16 protein-coding genes, 1 tRNA gene and 1 pseudogene are annotated in these 14,671 nt (G+C 39.1%); 9 read left to right on the forward strand and 9 right to left on the reverse strand.

Annotated features, from left to right (window positions below):
• Nucleotides 1-138: 138 nt before the first annotated feature.
• The 4 genes and pseudogenes from FTV03_RS04110 to FTV03_RS04125 form a co-directional block, all read left to right on the forward strand.
• Nucleotides 139-633 (forward strand): annotated as a pseudogene (locus FTV03_RS04110) (hypothetical protein); the annotation flags it as partial.
• A 789-nt stretch (nt 634-1,422) separates the two neighbouring features.
• Nucleotides 1,423-2,424, forward strand: a complete 1,002-nt coding sequence (gene mltB, locus FTV03_RS04115) for a lytic murein transglycosylase B (RefSeq protein WP_180040104.1) — start codon at nt 1,423-1,425, stop codon at nt 2,422-2,424.
• Between the two features lie 288 nt (nt 2,425-2,712).
• Entirely contained in the window at nt 2,713-3,327 is a 615-nt protein-coding gene (locus FTV03_RS04120) for a septal ring lytic transglycosylase RlpA family protein (protein ID WP_180022476.1), read from the forward strand.
• A 151-nt stretch (nt 3,328-3,478) separates the two neighbouring features.
• A complete protein-coding gene (locus FTV03_RS04125; protein WP_180040106.1) occupies nt 3,479-3,934 on the forward strand; it encodes a DUF962 domain-containing protein in 456 nt (151 codons plus the stop codon).
• A gap of 253 nt (nt 3,935-4,187) precedes the next feature.
• On the opposite strand, the gene FTV03_RS04130 is transcribed toward FTV03_RS04125, so the two are convergent.
• The 3 genes from FTV03_RS04130 to rpsB all read right to left on the reverse strand — a co-directional run bounded on the left by FTV03_RS04130 (nt 4,188) and on the right by rpsB (nt 6,635).
• Nucleotides 4,188-4,697, reverse strand: coding sequence for a DUF3465 domain-containing protein (locus tag FTV03_RS04130; RefSeq protein ID WP_180040108.1), 510 nt, complete (start codon nt 4,695-4,697; stop codon nt 4,188-4,190).
• Between the two features lie 174 nt (nt 4,698-4,871).
• Nucleotides 4,872-5,747 carry a translation elongation factor Ts gene (tsf, locus tag FTV03_RS04135; RefSeq protein ID WP_078190313.1) on the reverse strand — a complete coding sequence of 292 codons (876 nt, stop codon included), beginning with the start codon at nt 5,745-5,747 and terminating at the stop codon, nt 4,872-4,874.
• Nucleotides 5,748-5,888: 141 nt separating this feature from the next.
• Entirely contained in the window at nt 5,889-6,635 is a 747-nt protein-coding gene (gene rpsB / locus FTV03_RS04140; RefSeq protein ID WP_078190314.1) for a 30S ribosomal protein S2, read from the reverse strand.
• A gap of 207 nt (nt 6,636-6,842) precedes the next feature.
• On the opposite strand from rpsB, the gene map reads away from it, so the two are divergent.
• Both map and FTV03_RS04150 read left to right on the forward strand, forming a co-directional pair.
• A complete protein-coding gene (map, locus tag FTV03_RS04145; protein WP_180003232.1) occupies nt 6,843-7,670 on the forward strand; it encodes a type I methionyl aminopeptidase in 828 nt (275 codons plus the stop codon).
• Between the two features lie 270 nt (nt 7,671-7,940).
• On the forward strand, nt 7,941-9,167 hold the full coding sequence (locus tag FTV03_RS04150) for a pyridoxal phosphate-dependent aminotransferase (RefSeq protein WP_111883988.1): 1,227 nt from the start codon (nt 7,941-7,943) through the stop codon (nt 9,165-9,167).
• Between the two features lie 48 nt (nt 9,168-9,215).
• On the opposite strand, the gene FTV03_RS04155 is transcribed toward FTV03_RS04150, so the two are convergent.
• Nucleotides 9,216-9,725 (reverse strand): MATE family efflux transporter, encoded by a 510-nt coding sequence (locus tag FTV03_RS04155; RefSeq protein WP_180040110.1) that lies wholly within the window; start codon nt 9,723-9,725, stop codon nt 9,216-9,218.
• A gap of 91 nt (nt 9,726-9,816) precedes the next feature.
• Here FTV03_RS04155 and FTV03_RS04160 point away from each other — a divergent pair, with 91 nt between their 5' ends.
• Nucleotides 9,817-10,254 carry a PaaI family thioesterase gene (locus FTV03_RS04160; protein WP_180040193.1) on the forward strand — a complete coding sequence of 146 codons (438 nt, stop codon included), beginning with the start codon at nt 9,817-9,819 and terminating at the stop codon, nt 10,252-10,254.
• A gap of 51 nt (nt 10,255-10,305) precedes the next feature.
• On the opposite strand, the gene FTV03_RS04165 is transcribed toward FTV03_RS04160, so the two are convergent.
• Entirely contained in the window at nt 10,306-10,764 is a 459-nt protein-coding gene (locus tag FTV03_RS04165) for a hypothetical protein (protein ID WP_180040112.1), read from the reverse strand.
• 251 nt (nt 10,765-11,015) lie between these two features.
• On the opposite strand from FTV03_RS04165, the gene FTV03_RS04170 reads away from it, so the two are divergent.
• Nucleotides 11,016-11,091 (forward strand) — tRNA-Asn (locus FTV03_RS04170).
• Between the two features lie 87 nt (nt 11,092-11,178).
• Nucleotides 11,179-12,252, forward strand: coding sequence for a hypothetical protein (locus FTV03_RS04175; RefSeq protein ID WP_180040114.1), 1,074 nt, complete (start codon nt 11,179-11,181; stop codon nt 12,250-12,252).
• A 56-nt stretch (nt 12,253-12,308) separates the two neighbouring features.
• Here FTV03_RS04175 and FTV03_RS04180 read toward each other — a convergent pair whose 3' ends face one another.
• From FTV03_RS04180 to pdxJ, 4 genes are all read right to left on the reverse strand, one after another.
• Nucleotides 12,309-12,908 carry a DUF4198 domain-containing protein gene (locus tag FTV03_RS04180; RefSeq protein WP_257220668.1) on the reverse strand — a complete coding sequence of 200 codons (600 nt, stop codon included), beginning with the start codon at nt 12,906-12,908 and terminating at the stop codon, nt 12,309-12,311.
• Nucleotides 12,872-13,132, reverse strand: a complete 261-nt coding sequence (locus FTV03_RS17890) for a hypothetical protein (RefSeq protein WP_257220670.1) — start codon at nt 13,130-13,132, stop codon at nt 12,872-12,874. Before FTV03_RS17890 ends, FTV03_RS04180 begins: the two co-directional genes overlap by 37 nt.
• Before the next feature lie 136 nt (nt 13,133-13,268).
• Nucleotides 13,269-13,922: a tRNA-(ms[2]io[6]A)-hydroxylase gene (locus FTV03_RS04185; RefSeq protein ID WP_180040116.1), complete on the reverse strand. Its 654-nt coding sequence runs from the start codon at nt 13,920-13,922 to the stop codon at nt 13,269-13,271.
• Nucleotides 13,923-13,938: 16 nt separating this feature from the next.
• Nucleotides 13,939-14,664: a pyridoxine 5'-phosphate synthase gene (gene pdxJ / locus FTV03_RS04190; protein WP_180040118.1), complete on the reverse strand. Its 726-nt coding sequence runs from the start codon at nt 14,662-14,664 to the stop codon at nt 13,939-13,941.
• Nucleotides 14,665-14,671: the final 7 nt, after the last annotated feature.

Raw genomic sequence — 14,671 nt, forward strand, 5'->3', positions numbered from 1 at the left:
GTCCAGATTTAAATCCAATAGAAAATATGTGGTCACGAGTCAAGGCGATTCGAACTAAGTTTAGAGTTAAAGATATTGATAAATTATTTAAAGATTACTGTAATGATTTATTTGGTATTTAGCTATATATTAGCTCCTGTTCATCTGTTTCCTGCAAGCGACAAGCGCGACACAGCAGAAAAACTGGCTGGCTATGTCAAATCAACAGTCGCTGTATTGTTAAAGCAGCTACTGGGTAAATCTCCGAATGATGTGGTGAAACAATCCATTGAATTTTCAGAACGTAGTTTATTTCAGGACACAGTCGGCGCTCATCGTGTAGGTCTAAGCTTAGATGCAGGACTGGTCACTAACCTTAAAAACAGTTATGCCGAAATTAAATCAGGTGTAGATGTCAATAAAGCTGCTTTTGGTGAGCTGTATAAACAGTTTGCTGAAGCTGCAGTACGTCATTTTATGAATGACTTTAATAAAACACTCGATTTAGGCATGATTAAACGTAAAGCAGCCGATATCGGTTCTTCTGCCGTGATTAAAGCAATTCATATCGCGATTGATAAGATTTTCCCAAATCTAACCAAAGAAGAGCTAGGTGCCCTTGCAGAAGCACATGATGCGATGTTTAACAAATAAATCGCGCTACTCGTCAAAACCTAGCTTCGGCTAGGTTTTTTTATGGCTAAATGCATAAAATCGAATCCCGATACAATGACTATATATAGTCATGCAAACACAGTTCTAGAATATGAACTGATCTCAATTAAATGACAGTACATTTATATGTACTATTTTTAAAAATCCACACAGAAAAGAAAGAACCTGATTACAAACAGGATTTGAATGCTTGCCGTCATTTTGGCTTAAATTTCAATGCATCCATTTCAATATTCAATCTCTTTCTTTTTTAACATTCAGTCTATATTTCTACTATATATAGCAACGTTTTCAACAGCATTGAAGCGTTAGCGAAAACACCCATGAGGTGAATACGCCATCACATGCATATAGATGTTTTTAGACCTGTGCTTTTCTAACCCTGCCCCCTTCGTTTTTTGGATTTTACTTTGCAAAATTTGTAGCTTCTAAACAGTATTTCGCAACGCGATAAAGTTTATTCGTTCTGCGTTTTTATGACGCATGAGTTTTAGAGTCATCTATATTTCAAATGATTTGTGAATATTTGCAAGTTATGTAAATGAATATGTCACTTTTCAATATGTTAACTACGAAAAAATCCTTTGCTTTGTCTTTTTTTGTATATCTATTTATGAAAGCATGCGCTGTCAGTGGTATCTTAGTTGCTATTGGTAACCTTTACCTTTAATGAGCTATGAAACCAGAAGGTCATCACAATTTTCAGGATCTTTTCCCCTCGAAATTTTGTTCATACTCATCGCTAAAGCAACTGGAAATTTTTTATTTATGCTAAATCGAAATTTTTATAAAAAACTATCACATATTGCCATTATGGCCGGTTCAATTTCACTGACCAGTTTTTGTCAGGCTAACGACTTCCAATCTCATCCGGCATATGCAAGCTTTAAACAAAATGCAATGCAAACCTATGGTCTGAGTGAAAATCAAATTGATTGGGCAATGCAAGGCAGTAAAAACCTACCTAACATTATTAGCATTATGAATAGACCTGGCGAATCAAAGCCTTGGTACCAATACAAAACCAACTTTTTAGCTGAAAGCACAATTCAACGCGGTGTTCGTTTCAAAAGTCAATATGCCGACACTTTAAATCGTGCAGAACAACAATTTGGTGTGCCTCAATCCGTGATTTTAGGCATTTTGGGTGTTGAAACAGGCTACGGCAGCAATAAAGGTAATTTTATCACCCGTGATGCTTTAGCGACCCTTGGTTTTGGCTATGAACGCCGTGCACAATATTTCCAAGATGAACTTGCTGCACTGATTGCTTGGTCATATAAAGATGGTGTTCCAACCAACTCTGTCGTCGGTTCATATGCAGGTGCTGTGGGTTATCCTCAATTTATGCCAAGTAACATTCCAAAATTTGGTGTGGACTACGATGGCAATGGTCATGTTGACCTGCGTAATTCGGCTGTCGATGCCATTGGTTCAATTGCAAATTATCTAGCAAATTATGGTTGGCAGCGTAATCAACCGATTGCTTTTGCTGCTCGCTATAGTGGAAACAACCCAGATGCTATTATTGCAAAGGATTTAAACCAGCCAACACCCTATGGTGTACTCAAGGCTCAAGGTGTAACCCCTATGAATCCATTGGTAAAAATCGATGATCTAGATTTGGTCAATGTCATCCAATTGCAAGATAGTTATGGACCAATTTATTACATTACTTATCCAAATTTTCAGGTCATTACAACCTATAACAAAAGCCGTATGTATGCGACTGCGCTATGGCTTTTAGGCACTGAAGTTACCAGTCGATAAGACTGGTTTTTTTTCCTATAGAGCAAAAAAGTCAACAAATATTTTCGCTAAAATGAGCATTTATTCGACATTCTACACACTTTGTTACATTATTGATTATTTTTTAACCAACTATTGTTAATTTTTTAGACATTTTCAAAGTATTTTAATTAAACACTAGACAGCCTATCGATGGCATGAATATTATCCATCTCGTTAAATGTAGTTGCAAAAGTGAAATATCAGACGTGTTTACATGGATATCAGCGACTTAGTTGAACCAGTAAATATGCCATTGGGAGATAAACAATGCAGTCATCAATTTTTAAATATGCCTTAGCGGTTGCCACGGCAGTTGCGCTAAGTCAGTCACAAGCTGAGATGGTTCAGTCATCATCATTCAATCATGATAATGACAACTCGCGTCTTGCAGCTCGTGTATTGAATAAAGAAGCTCAAAGCTTCAATTCAAACTTTACGAATTTAAGTAGCCTTTCAATCACTGAGCGTTCTGGCGATAAAATTCGTCGTCAAACAATCGCTGCTAAAATCGAAATCCCTGAAGATGAGCCTTCAGTGATTGAAAAGTTAAACACTGTCGCTTCGAATACTGTTCGTAAGTTCACTCAAACTGGTACTGCTTCTTGGTACGGTCGTCAATTCCACGGTCGTAAAACAGCAAGCGGTGAAACGTTTGACATGAACGCACTTACAGCAGCACATCGTAGCCTGCCACTTAATTGCTTTATTCGTGTTACGAATCGCAATAATGGTAAAAGCGTCGTGGTCAAAGTAAATGACCGTGGTCCATTCCATGGTAACCGTGTTCTCGATTTATCTTATGGCGCTGCTAAGCAATTGGGTATTACCAGTGCGGGTACTGCAAACGTGAGCATTGAACGCGTAGACGGTCCAAATTCTTAATTCTCCAATGAAGTGACTGCATTTAACAGACCACGCCTAGCGTGGTTTTTTATTTGTAGCCTCTTAGCCTTTCAAATCTTCAGTAACCCGATTTTGACCCTTACCCCATTCTTGTTTTTATTGGAGTCCTTCCCCATGATTAAGGACTATCATGAAAACAATCAACGAATGGTTTGATGAATACAGCGAAAGTCATCAAAATAAAACCAATAAAATGATTCACTGGATTTGCGTACCCACGATTTATTTTTCAATCGTTGGCATATTGGCGCATTTTAGCGCGCTACTTACTGCTGTCTTACTTGTTTTAGCATTTATCTTTTACGCACGTTTAGACATTGTCCTTGCTGTTGCAATCGCCGCGTTAACATTAATCATGGCATGGCTAATTTGGGTGTTACCAGTTGGATATGGCTTTTATATCGCGCTCTTTATATTCGCATGGATTGGTCAATTTTATGGCCATAAAATTGAAGGTAAAAAGCCCTCTTTTTTCAAAGATCTCCAATTCCTCCTCATTGGCCCTATTTGGTGTTTAGATACATTTGCAGGAAAAGTACTTGGTAATTGGAAAACACGCTATAAATCGCAAATAAAGAGCATTTAGAGCACGATTAATTTCATAGATCTCTTTTTCACTTATTCCACATCGGTTTTCTTCATATTCGATGCTTAAAACCCTATTGTTTATAGGTGTATTTATCTCTGGTATTTCCAATCATTTTTTCTATTTATACGACCAAAAAGCCAGTGTTAAAACACTGGCTTTTACTCAATATGGTTAATCCAATTTCATGTTGATAGCTTCATCTGAATCATGATCTTTTAAATGACTAAAGTTAAAAATGACTATGTGATTTTTATTGATAGGTTTTACCTTGATGCTTTAACCAACCATCCTGATGACGTCCATTCGGATCGTGATGTGTCCAGTGCATCACACCACCTTTATCTGAATATTCATATTCACCGTAAAATTGAACTGTATCGGCTTTTTGCAAGTCGTCAATTCGTGGAGCAAGATCGATATTATGCGCGACCAAAAGCGTTTGACCATTATTTAAGGTCAAAATGAACTTTTGATGGCGACTACCTTCATTATCATCTCGTAGTACCGCTTTCACTTGACCTGCACCCTCAACCTGAACATTACTGAGTTTATTTTTAAATGCATGCGCAATGATATCTTCAGCACTCTGCCCTTTTTGTTGAGCATCTGCGGGTTGTACTGGTTCTATTTGTGGCTGTGAGTTTTGTTCAGCTGTCGTCTGAACTGGTGCAGTTTTTTGTTGTTGTAAATCGATTCCGAAATAAGCTGCTGCAAGCGCAACAATAATTCCGCCGATGGTTAAGTTTGTTTTGTTTGCCATAAGATAGTTTAAATCTAAATTTTCAACTCATTATAGTCATTAATATGGATAAAAATAGAATCTGTGAACAACAATGTACACAATATAAAGTTTAAATAGCTTTGAAATCAGTAAAGCTACAGCCATAAAAAAAGCCCTCTAAAACGAGGGCTTTTTTCTACAAATAATCAGAGATTATTTTGCAGCAGCTTGAGCAGCAGCAACTTCTTCAGCGAAAGAAAGTTCAGCTTTTTTCTCAATACCTTCACCAACTTCGAAACGTACGAAGTTAGCAACAGTAGTACCAGTTGCTTTAAGAACTTCTGCAACTTTCTTATCGTTGTCGATAACGTACATTTGGTTCTCAAGAACAACTTCGTTCAAGTATTTCTGAACTGAACCAGTTACCATTTTTTCAACGATGTTTGCTGGTTTACCAGATTCAATTGCTTTCGCTTCAGCAATTTCTTTTTCTTTAGCGATAAGTTCAGCAGAAACGCCAGCTTCGTTTACAGCAACTGGGTTGAATGCAGCGATGTGCATAGCCAAACCTTTACCAGTTTCAGCATCACCAGCGTATGCAACTACAACACCGATTTTTAAACCGTGTTTGTAAACTGCAAGGTTGTCGCCTTCAACGATTTGAGCACGACGCACTTGGATGTTTTCACCGATTTTTTGAACAAGCGCGATACGAGCTTCTTCTACAGTAGCACCATCTTCAAGTTTCAATTCAGCAATTTGAGCAACGTCAGTTACACCAGCAGCAAGCGCAGCAGCAGCAACTTTAGCAGAGAAACCAGCAAAGTTTTCGTCTTTAGCAACGAAGTCAGTTTGACAGTTAACTTCTACAAGGATTGCTTTGTTGCCTTCTTGAGCGATAGTGATCGCGCCGTCAGCAGCAATGTTACCCGCTTTTTTAGCAGCTTTAGCTTGACCAGATTTACGAAGGTTGTCGATCGCTAATTCGATGTCACCGCCCGCTTCTGTTAATGCTTTTTTACATTCCATCATTGCAAGACCAGTACGATCGCGCAATTCTTTAACCATGCTTGCTGTAACTGCAGTCATGTTAATCTCCTAAATACGGTAGAAAATGAATTCTTTTTAGAACAGAAACGGCCCAGAGCTGTCTCTTGGGCCGTCTGCATACATGACGCTTACTTTGCCACCATCACGTGTCGCAAAAATGACAAGCTTACGTCAAACGCATTAAGCCTCAGAAGCAGGAGCTTCTTCGCCTTTAGCTTGTGCATTTGCTTGTGATTGAGCATATTCTTTACCAGCAAGAATCGCATCAGCCATAGCAGAAGCGTAAAGAGTAACTGCACGGATCGCATCGTCGTTACCAGGGATAACGTAGTCTACGTTGTCTGGGTTAGAGTTTGTATCAACGATACCGATAACAGGAATACCAAGGTTTTTAGCTTCTTTAATTGCAATTGCTTCGTGATCAACATCGATTACGAATAATGCGTCAGGTAAACCACCCATGTTTTTAACGCCGCCAAGAGCGCGTTCAAGTTTTTCCATCTCACGAGTACGTTCTAAAGCTTCACGTTTAGTAAGTTTAGCGAAAGTACCGTCAGTAGATTGAGTTTGAAGGTCTTTTAGACGGTTGATTGACTGGCGAAGAGTTTTCCAGTTAGTCAACATACCACCCAACCAGCGGTGATCAACATATGGTTGACCTGCACGTTGAGCTTGTTCACGGATGATTGCAGAAGCTGCACGTTTTGTACCAACGAACAAAACTTTGTTCTTTTTGCTAGCCAAGTTGTTAGCAAAGTTCAAAGCATCATTTAACGCAGGAACAGTGTGCTCAAGGTTGATGATGTGAATTTTGTTGCGCGCGCCGAAGATGTATTCGCGCATTTTTGGATTCCAAAAACGTGTTTGGTGACCGAAGTGTGCGCCTGCTTGAAGAAGGTCGCGCATGCTTACGTTGTAATCTGCCATTTTCTTTACCTTAAAGTTTGGGTTAGGCCTCCATATACCCGCATTCTCCACCTAAAAAGGCACCCAGAGAAATGTGTCGATATATGTGCGGATTTTATTGCCCCATCGCACAAAGCTCGTGAAAGATATTCACGAAAAAGCATTTGATAAAATGGGCGGCTATTTATACCATAGTCACATACAAATTTCCAAAAGTTTTTAGAGATCATGAACAGTACTTACGAAGCTCCACGTCGATTAATTAAAACGCCTGACGAAATTGAAAAAATGCGCGTCGCGGGTCGACTGGCGGCAGAAGTTTTGGATATGATCAAACCGCATATTGTTCCAGGTGTGACTACCCTAGAACTTGATACGATTTGTCATGACTATATTGTCAACAAACAAGAAGCTATTCCTGCTTGTTTAGGTTATGGCGCTGCGCCGGGTCGTCCAGCGTTCCAGCACGTGATCTGTACTTCAGTGAACCATGTTGTGTGTCACGGTATTCCATCTGAAAGCAAAAAGTTAAAAAAAGGTGACATCTTAAACATCGATGTCACTGTGATTAAAGATGGTTACCACGGTGATACCAACATGATGTACATCGTGGGTGGTGAAACCACTATTTTAGCGAACCGTTTATGCAAAGTTGCCCAAGAAGCCATGTACCGTGGTATGGCGGTGGTAAAACCAGGCGCAACCATGGGTGATATCGGCCATGCTATTCAACAATATGTTGAATCAGAACGTTTTGGTGTTGTACGTGAATACTGTGGTCATGGTATTGGTACCGTTTTCCATGACGAACCACAAGTTTTACACTACGGTCAACCCAATACAGGCATGATCTTAGAAGAAGGCATGACCTTTACCATCGAACCAATGGTGAACGGTGGCGACTGGAAAACCAAACTTCTTGGCGACAAATGGACTGTCGTGACTAAAGATCATAGCTTGTCTGCACAGTACGAACACACGCTACTTGTAACAAAAAATGGTGTAGAAGTGCTAACTGCTCGCCCTGAAGAAGATCTATCGCGTTTTGTTCAATAAGCAAAGTATTTGAAGCACAAAATTTTATTAAAAATGGTCACACATATTGTGGCCTTTTTTATGCCCTATTTTTGTCCGTGACTTTAAGAATTTGCCATAAAATTTGATTAAAAATTTAAGTAACTCAATGTAAATTTTCTCAATTATATGGTTAGGATGGAATATCACACTTTTTTGCACATTGTTGATTTTGCCACTCCCCATTACTGTGCATTTAAGCTAAGATAGTGTGCTTTTTATTTTTTAATCCCTATAAGAAGGAATACTGCCGTGGACGTACGTCTGTCTGATCGTGTAAATAGCATCAAACCGTCCCCTACACTTGCTGTTACTAACAAAGCTGCTGAATTAAAAGCTGCTGGTAAAAACGTAATTGGTTTAGGCGCAGGTGAACCGGATTTCGATACCCCACAACACATCAAAGATGCTGCAATTGCTGCTATCAACAATGGCTTCACTAAATATACAGCTGTTGACGGTACTCCAGGTCTTAAAAAAGCAATTATTGCTAAATTAAAACGCGACAATAACCTTGATTACGCTGCAAACCAAATCTTGGTTTCTTGTGGTGGTAAACAATCTTTCTTTAACTTGGCACTTGCTTTGTTAAACAAAGGTGACGAAGTAATTATCCCTGCTCCTTACTGGGTAAGCTACCCAGACATGGTGATCATTGCTGAAGGTACTCCTGTAATCGTGAAATGTGGTGAAGACCAACGTTTCAAAATTACGCCTGCTCAATTAGAAGCTGCAATCACTGACAAAACTCGTTTAGTGGTTCTAAACAGCCCTTCTAACCCAACAGGTATGATCTACACTAAAGAAGAATTACTTGCTTTAGCTGACGTTCTACGTAAATACCCAGAAGTTTTAGTTGCTTCTGATGACATGTACGAACCAATCCGTTGGGACGACGAATTCTACAACATCGCAACAGTTGCACCAGACCTTTACGATCGCGTAATCGTTCTTAACGGTGTATCTAAAGCTTATGCAATGACTGGCTGGCGTATTGGCTACGCAGCGGGCCCTGCTAAACTTATTGGTGCGATGAAAAAAATCCAATCTCAATCAACTTCAAACCCAACTTCTATTTCACAAGTTGCTGCTGAAGCTGCATTGAATGGTCCTCAAGACGTTCTTGAGCCAATGATTGAAGCATTCAAACGCCGTCACGACCTAGTTGTGAAAGGCTTGAACGACATCAACGGTATCACTTGCCTTCCTGCTGATGGTGCATTCTATGCATATGCAAACATCCGCCCATTGATTCGTGCAAAAGGTTTAAAATCTTGCACAGAATTCTCTGCATGGTTATTGGAAGAAACTGGTGTTGCCGTAGTTCCTGGTGATGCGTTCGGTCTAGGTGGTTACATGCGTATTTCTTATGCAACTGCAGACGAAGTTCTTGTAGATGCGCTTGCACGTATCAAGAAAGCTGCTGATTCAATCGAAGGCGTAGACGCTGCGATTGCTTCAATTGCTGCTGAAAAATAATTTGATCTAAAGATCAAATCAAAAAAACCCGCGATATTCGCGGGTTTTTTATATCTGAGCCATTTTAAAATATTTGCTATGTTTCCATTTAAGGCAGATAAAGCAAATAACTGCTGCCAGCGTATAAGCAACACACAGCATGATCCAAAAACCTTGAATATTGAATGCATCGTACGTACGCCCCAACCATGTCACTGGATGGAATGCCAAATACCAGCCGCCGCCAAGTCCGAAAATCAAAATCATGCCGCTATAAACCAGCATCGGAAATACAATAACTTTCCAACACCTCAACATATTGACCGAAACTACTAACATCGCATCAAAGATATGCATCCAACACAATAAAAACACCAATGCGAAAACCACGTTGAGTACATCTTTGTCATTACTGAACAAGGGCAACATATAAGGATGAAATACTGCCACAACGATTGAGGCGGATAAGGCGACCACGAATGCCACCTTCATCGCTATACCGGTTAAATGCCACGCCTCCTGAACACGCCCCTCTCCGATTTTAGTCGATAACAAAATACTAAATGCAAGATTACTCAATGAAAGCGGCAAAGAATCAACTTGACAATATTTTCAACAATTAGCTATGTTAAGTTTAGATTCCATTTTAGAACTCGTAAAATAGGCCACAATAATGAACCCAAAAGAAATGATTGGACTGCAACTTTTACAAGCCATGTGTGCAGGAAAAATTCCACCAGCAAGTATTAGCGAAACTATTCCTATGCAGCCTTATGAAGTATCTGAGGGCAGTATTAGCTTTAAGGCTAAAGCAGATGCACGACACTTAAATCCGCTAGGCGGCGTGCATGGTGGCTTTGCTGCTACTGTACTCGACTCGGTGACAGGTTGCGCCATTCACACGTTATTAGAGGCAGGTGTAGGTTATGGCACCATCGACTTAAATATTAAAATGTGTCGCCCAATTCCAAAGGATGTTGAACTTACAGCGATAGGAACAGTCATTAATATCAGTAAAAATTTAGGGATTTCTGAAGGGAAAATTATTGATGACAATGGCAAACTTTATGCACATGCAACTGCAACCTGCATGATTATACGTCCTTAATATTTTTATTTTTCTGCTCGCAATTCAATGCGAGCAGATGATGTTTCAAACTTAAATTGCTGAATGTAAGGCACGAATTAATTGGCCTTCGCTTAGATCAATGCGATTACTGCCCTTTTGAAAGCAGTAATATTTTAAAGTACTATCTAACTCAACACGAAGATCCCGTTGTTCTGAAATAGACCATACTTTAGAACGATTTGAGCCTGATAACGCATTACCTGCCAATTGGTATAAATACAAGTCTTGCTTGCGTTGCAAAGGCACACGACGACCATCATCTTGATGTTCAAAACGTAAATGACATGGCGCGTTGATCAACCATTTTTCACTAAACCACAGTTGTAATAAATCACCCAATGCCAAGTCACGTCGACCCAAAGGCCAAACGTCAACGTATGCACCTTCGACAGGTGTTTGATATTGCTCTTGATTACTGATAATAGAAAGATAGTTTTCTTGATAAAAAGTAAAGTTTGAAAAAATCTGAGAAATAGTCAGCGTATTCATTCGCTTTCTCCTGTTTAGCCATTTTAGTGCTGGCAAGTTGGGTTTAAATCCACACTGTTTAAACATATGTTTAAACGCTCTGTTGTTGCATTCAGACTATCAATTGAATTTTTTCTTTGCAAGCCTAAGATTCATTTTTTCTAAAAAATCCTTCTTTTTGTTCAAATAAAAAACATCTATCACGCATTTCTCCTCATATTGGTATTTTTAGCTTGACCCTCTTCAAAATCTGCTTATAATCGCATTCAGATTCTCCAATAGCTCAGTCGGTAGAGCGACGGACTGTTAATCCGCAGGTCCCTGGTTCGAGCCCAGGTTGGAGAGCCAAATTCTAAAGCCCATTTATTTAAATGGGCTTTTTTAATGACTATGATTTACATATAATCTATAAGTCATTGTCATTAAAATAAAAAAATGTTCATTCAAGTTGATGCTGAATCAAATAAAACTGCCTTAAAACACTATCTCACTGCATTCATTTTTCTTTTAATTTTTATCAGCCCATTTGCAATTTATTTGGTGAGCTGCACACCCGAAAGTGAAATTGAGCAACATTTCAAAACACCACCCAATTTATATAATAGTGAATCGAACACCCTTCTTGACAGCAAGCTACAATGGTTGATTCCACCTCAGCAGTTTCAAAATCACAATACTATTCCCGAAATATCTGAATCTGTATTGAACGAGATGACAGAAGGACTATATTGGTCAAGCACACCGATTACGCTGCAAAACCAATCTGATCAGTTATATGTTCATATCGATTTTGCAGGTCAGCAACAAACTCGAAAAGATCTTGAAATTTCGGTACTGCCGTTATGTATTGTTCACGAGAAAGAAACACCATGTATGAAAGCTGGGTTAAATGCAACTGGACAACTTTTTAACATCTCAACTCAAAAAAATACGCAATATCACACACTAGAGACCAATAAGTCATGGATGTTTTATGGCCATGAATTCCAAGAAAATTATATTATTCCACCACAAGCCACTCTCAAATTTTTAGTTAAAGCCAACATCCCTGAACACTTAACCCTGCAATGGCTTAGGCTAAGCATCAGTACTAGCCCCATTGTTGAGAAACAGCAAAATTTTATGCTCATGACGCAAAACAGTATAAGAATAAAATATGCACTTGCTCTATTGCCATTCTTCATATTAGCTTTGATGCACATTTTTCAAGGGTTTGAAAGCCTGCGTAATTTATCTATCGGCGCACTTTCAGCACTTTTATTTGCAATCAACACCATCATTTGGGATATCCACTATATGGTGATTGGTTGTCTGATTTTATGTTTTGCAAGTGTCTGTTATTGTTTTGAGAGCCGATATTATCGATTGCTTTATTTAACGGGTTATTTACTGATTGCAGGCTATTCGCAGCAATATTATGGCGGTTTTAATAAACACTTTTTCGCTCAAACCAGTTTAATTTTATTGATAGGTTTATCGATGTTTTATCTTGAACCTAAAGATAGCTAAATCATTTTCATAAAAAAGCTCCGCAAATCGCAGAGCTTTTTCTCTTTTAACTACCCTTAGATTACATTAAAGCTCAAAGTATATTTATATCGTTTTAATGTATCGCCTTTCATTTCAAAAGGCTGCTGATAGTCAATTTTCAGTAAATACTGACCACGATCTGCTAGATTAAAATTTAAGTTTCCATCTTGATCAGTTTTAAGCGTTTTATAAACCTTTCCTTCACGGCTGTAATCCGTCGTTTGCTGCAAAATTTCAATCTGCAAACCCGCAACCGCTTTTTTCTGATCTAGCACTTTCAGTTGGACAGGCTCATTTTGCATAATGGCATTCGGATGAGTTTTAAATTGCACATCAAAACCATCATGTAAATGATTCACCACTTGTGTAGACGTTACACGACGTGATACAAAAGTTTCAATGATTTCCTGCGTTTGAATACTTTTGATTTGCGACTTTTTAGTCAACTCGACTGTATAAATGACATTTGCATTCGCAGTTTTTTGAGGATCACGCACACCATTGATTAACGCTTTCCACTGCTTTTGATCATAAGCAAAACGCGCTGTACTTCCCTGCTTTTCACCGCGAATACGATACGTGCCATCCTGCTTATTTTCTAAATATAACTGCTGACCGTTTGCGTTTTTACCCAATCGGCATCTGTTAAATGTAGCTTATCACCTGATGGTGTATGTACATGGAAATTAAAGTTTTTAATAGCTATTTCTGAAACAAATGGATTGTCATAAAAACCTGAAAGAATGGCACTGTGATTATTAAATGTTTGATAGTTTAGAGGCGCAACATAAGGATAATGCGCTTGAGCCTGACCAACCGCACACAAAGCGAAACAGAGTAAAGTGAATTGTAATTTCATATTGAATAAGAGAGCTTAAATTGTTTGATTCATAGAGATCATTTCATTTTAGATTCATCCAAGATAGTTGTAAATAATTCTTATTATCATTTATTTTAAGTGCATAAAAAATCCCCCATTCTGGAGGATTTTTTTATCAAGCTGCTTTGACTGGCACACCACTATGAAAGCGGAATAAATCATCTGGGCTGCTAATCAGATTTTTTTCAACTTCACGAATATGCTCAATACGCATTTGAATATCTTCTTTTGGATTTTTCAACTTATTAGTCGTCGCCACATCCATGGCCAATGCTAAATAGTCCTCATAATGGCGTGATTCAGACTTTAGCAAATAGCGGTAGTAACGCCCCAACTCTTCATCCACATGTGGTGCAAGCGCATAGAAACGCTCACATGACCGTGCTTCAACAAATGCGCCAATCACCAAGATATCAATTAACGCTTCTGGCTCGTAAGTCCGCACTTCTTTACGTAGACCACCTGCATACCGACCAGCACTGATTGCAGTCCATTTCTGACCACGTTTTGCCATCAGTTCCAGCACTTGCTCATAGTGCAGCATTTCTTCACGTACTAGCTGTGCCAGTTTGATTTGTAAATCCGAGAAAAAACTATAACGAAACATCAAATTCATTGCTGTACTTGCTGCTTTCTTTTCACAATTGGCATGATCCTGCATCAGGATATCCAAATTATTTAAAGCTTCATCTAGCCATGCTTTTGGTGTTTCACACCCCAAGAAGCCAATGACTGGCTTCATTAGGGCATCATAATCAATATTTGACATATACTTTACTTAAAAATTAACGTGCGGCTTTAATCGCAGCTTTCATTTGTTTTACAGACTGTGCCAATCCAATAAATACAGCATCAGCAATAATCGAGTGACCAATATTCAATTCATGAATTTGCGCAATGCGCGCAATCGGAGTGACATTGTCAATATTTAAGCCATGGCCAGCATTCACAATCAATCCTTTAGATGCGGCATATTCAGCACCTCGAATAATACGTTCCAGCTCTGCTTTCTGCGCTTCAGGTGTTTCAGCATCTGCATATGCACCTGTATGCAACTCAATCGTAGGCGCACCACAGGCAATCGCTGCATCAATTTGAGCAAAGTCAGCATCAATAAATAATGAAACTTCGCAACCAATCGCCGCGAGTGCTTGAGTCGCGTTTTTCACATCTTCAAAATGCCCAACCACATCCAGACCGCCTTCAGTCGTGACTTCTTCACGCTTTTCAGGAACAAAGCATACATGATGCGGCTGAATCTCTTTGGCAAATTCAACCATTTCATTGGTCACTGCCATTTCAAGGTTCATATGGGTTTTTAATACAGAACGCATACGACGTACATCATCATCTTTAATATGGCGACGATCTTCACGTAAATGCAGCGTAATCCCTTCCGCCCCCGCTTGCTCACAAATAATTGCGGCATTCACAGGATCTGGATAAGTTGTCCCACGTGCATTTCGTAGTGTTGCCACATGGTCAATATTTACACCAAGCAAAGCTGCCATAATTCTT

The organism is Acinetobacter sp. YH12218 (assembly GCF_013417925.1).
Taxonomy (GTDB): domain Bacteria; phylum Pseudomonadota; class Gammaproteobacteria; order Pseudomonadales; family Moraxellaceae; genus Acinetobacter; species Acinetobacter amyesii.

Coding starts and splice junctions, on each gene's coding strand:
- FTV03_RS17890 (WP_257220670.1), bottom strand. CDS start 13,132: ATGAAATTACAATTCACTTTACTCTGTTTCGCTTTGTGTGCGGTTGGT.
- tsf (WP_078190313.1), bottom strand. CDS start 5,747: ATGACTGCAGTTACAGCAAGCATGGTTAAAGAATTGCGCGATCGTACT.
- rpsB (WP_078190314.1), bottom strand. CDS start 6,635: ATGGCAGATTACAACGTAAGCATGCGCGACCTTCTTCAAGCAGGCGCA.
- map (WP_180003232.1), top strand. CDS start 6,843: ATGAACAGTACTTACGAAGCTCCACGTCGATTAATTAAAACGCCTGAC.
- FTV03_RS04120 (WP_180022476.1), top strand. CDS start 2,713: ATGCAGTCATCAATTTTTAAATATGCCTTAGCGGTTGCCACGGCAGTT.
- FTV03_RS04175 (WP_180040114.1), top strand. CDS start 11,179: ATGTTCATTCAAGTTGATGCTGAATCAAATAAAACTGCCTTAAAACAC.
- pdxJ (WP_180040118.1), bottom strand. CDS start 14,664: ATGGCAGCTTTGCTTGGTGTAAATATTGACCATGTGGCAACACTACGA.
- FTV03_RS04185 (WP_180040116.1), bottom strand. CDS start 13,922: ATGTCAAATATTGATTATGATGCCCTAATGAAGCCAGTCATTGGCTTC.
- FTV03_RS04125 (WP_180040106.1), top strand. CDS start 3,479: ATGAAAACAATCAACGAATGGTTTGATGAATACAGCGAAAGTCATCAA.
- FTV03_RS04130 (WP_180040108.1), bottom strand. CDS start 4,697: ATGGCAAACAAAACAAACTTAACCATCGGCGGAATTATTGTTGCGCTT.
- mltB (WP_180040104.1), top strand. CDS start 1,423: ATGCTAAATCGAAATTTTTATAAAAAACTATCACATATTGCCATTATG.
- FTV03_RS04165 (WP_180040112.1), bottom strand. CDS start 10,764: ATGAATACGCTGACTATTTCTCAGATTTTTTCAAACTTTACTTTTTAT.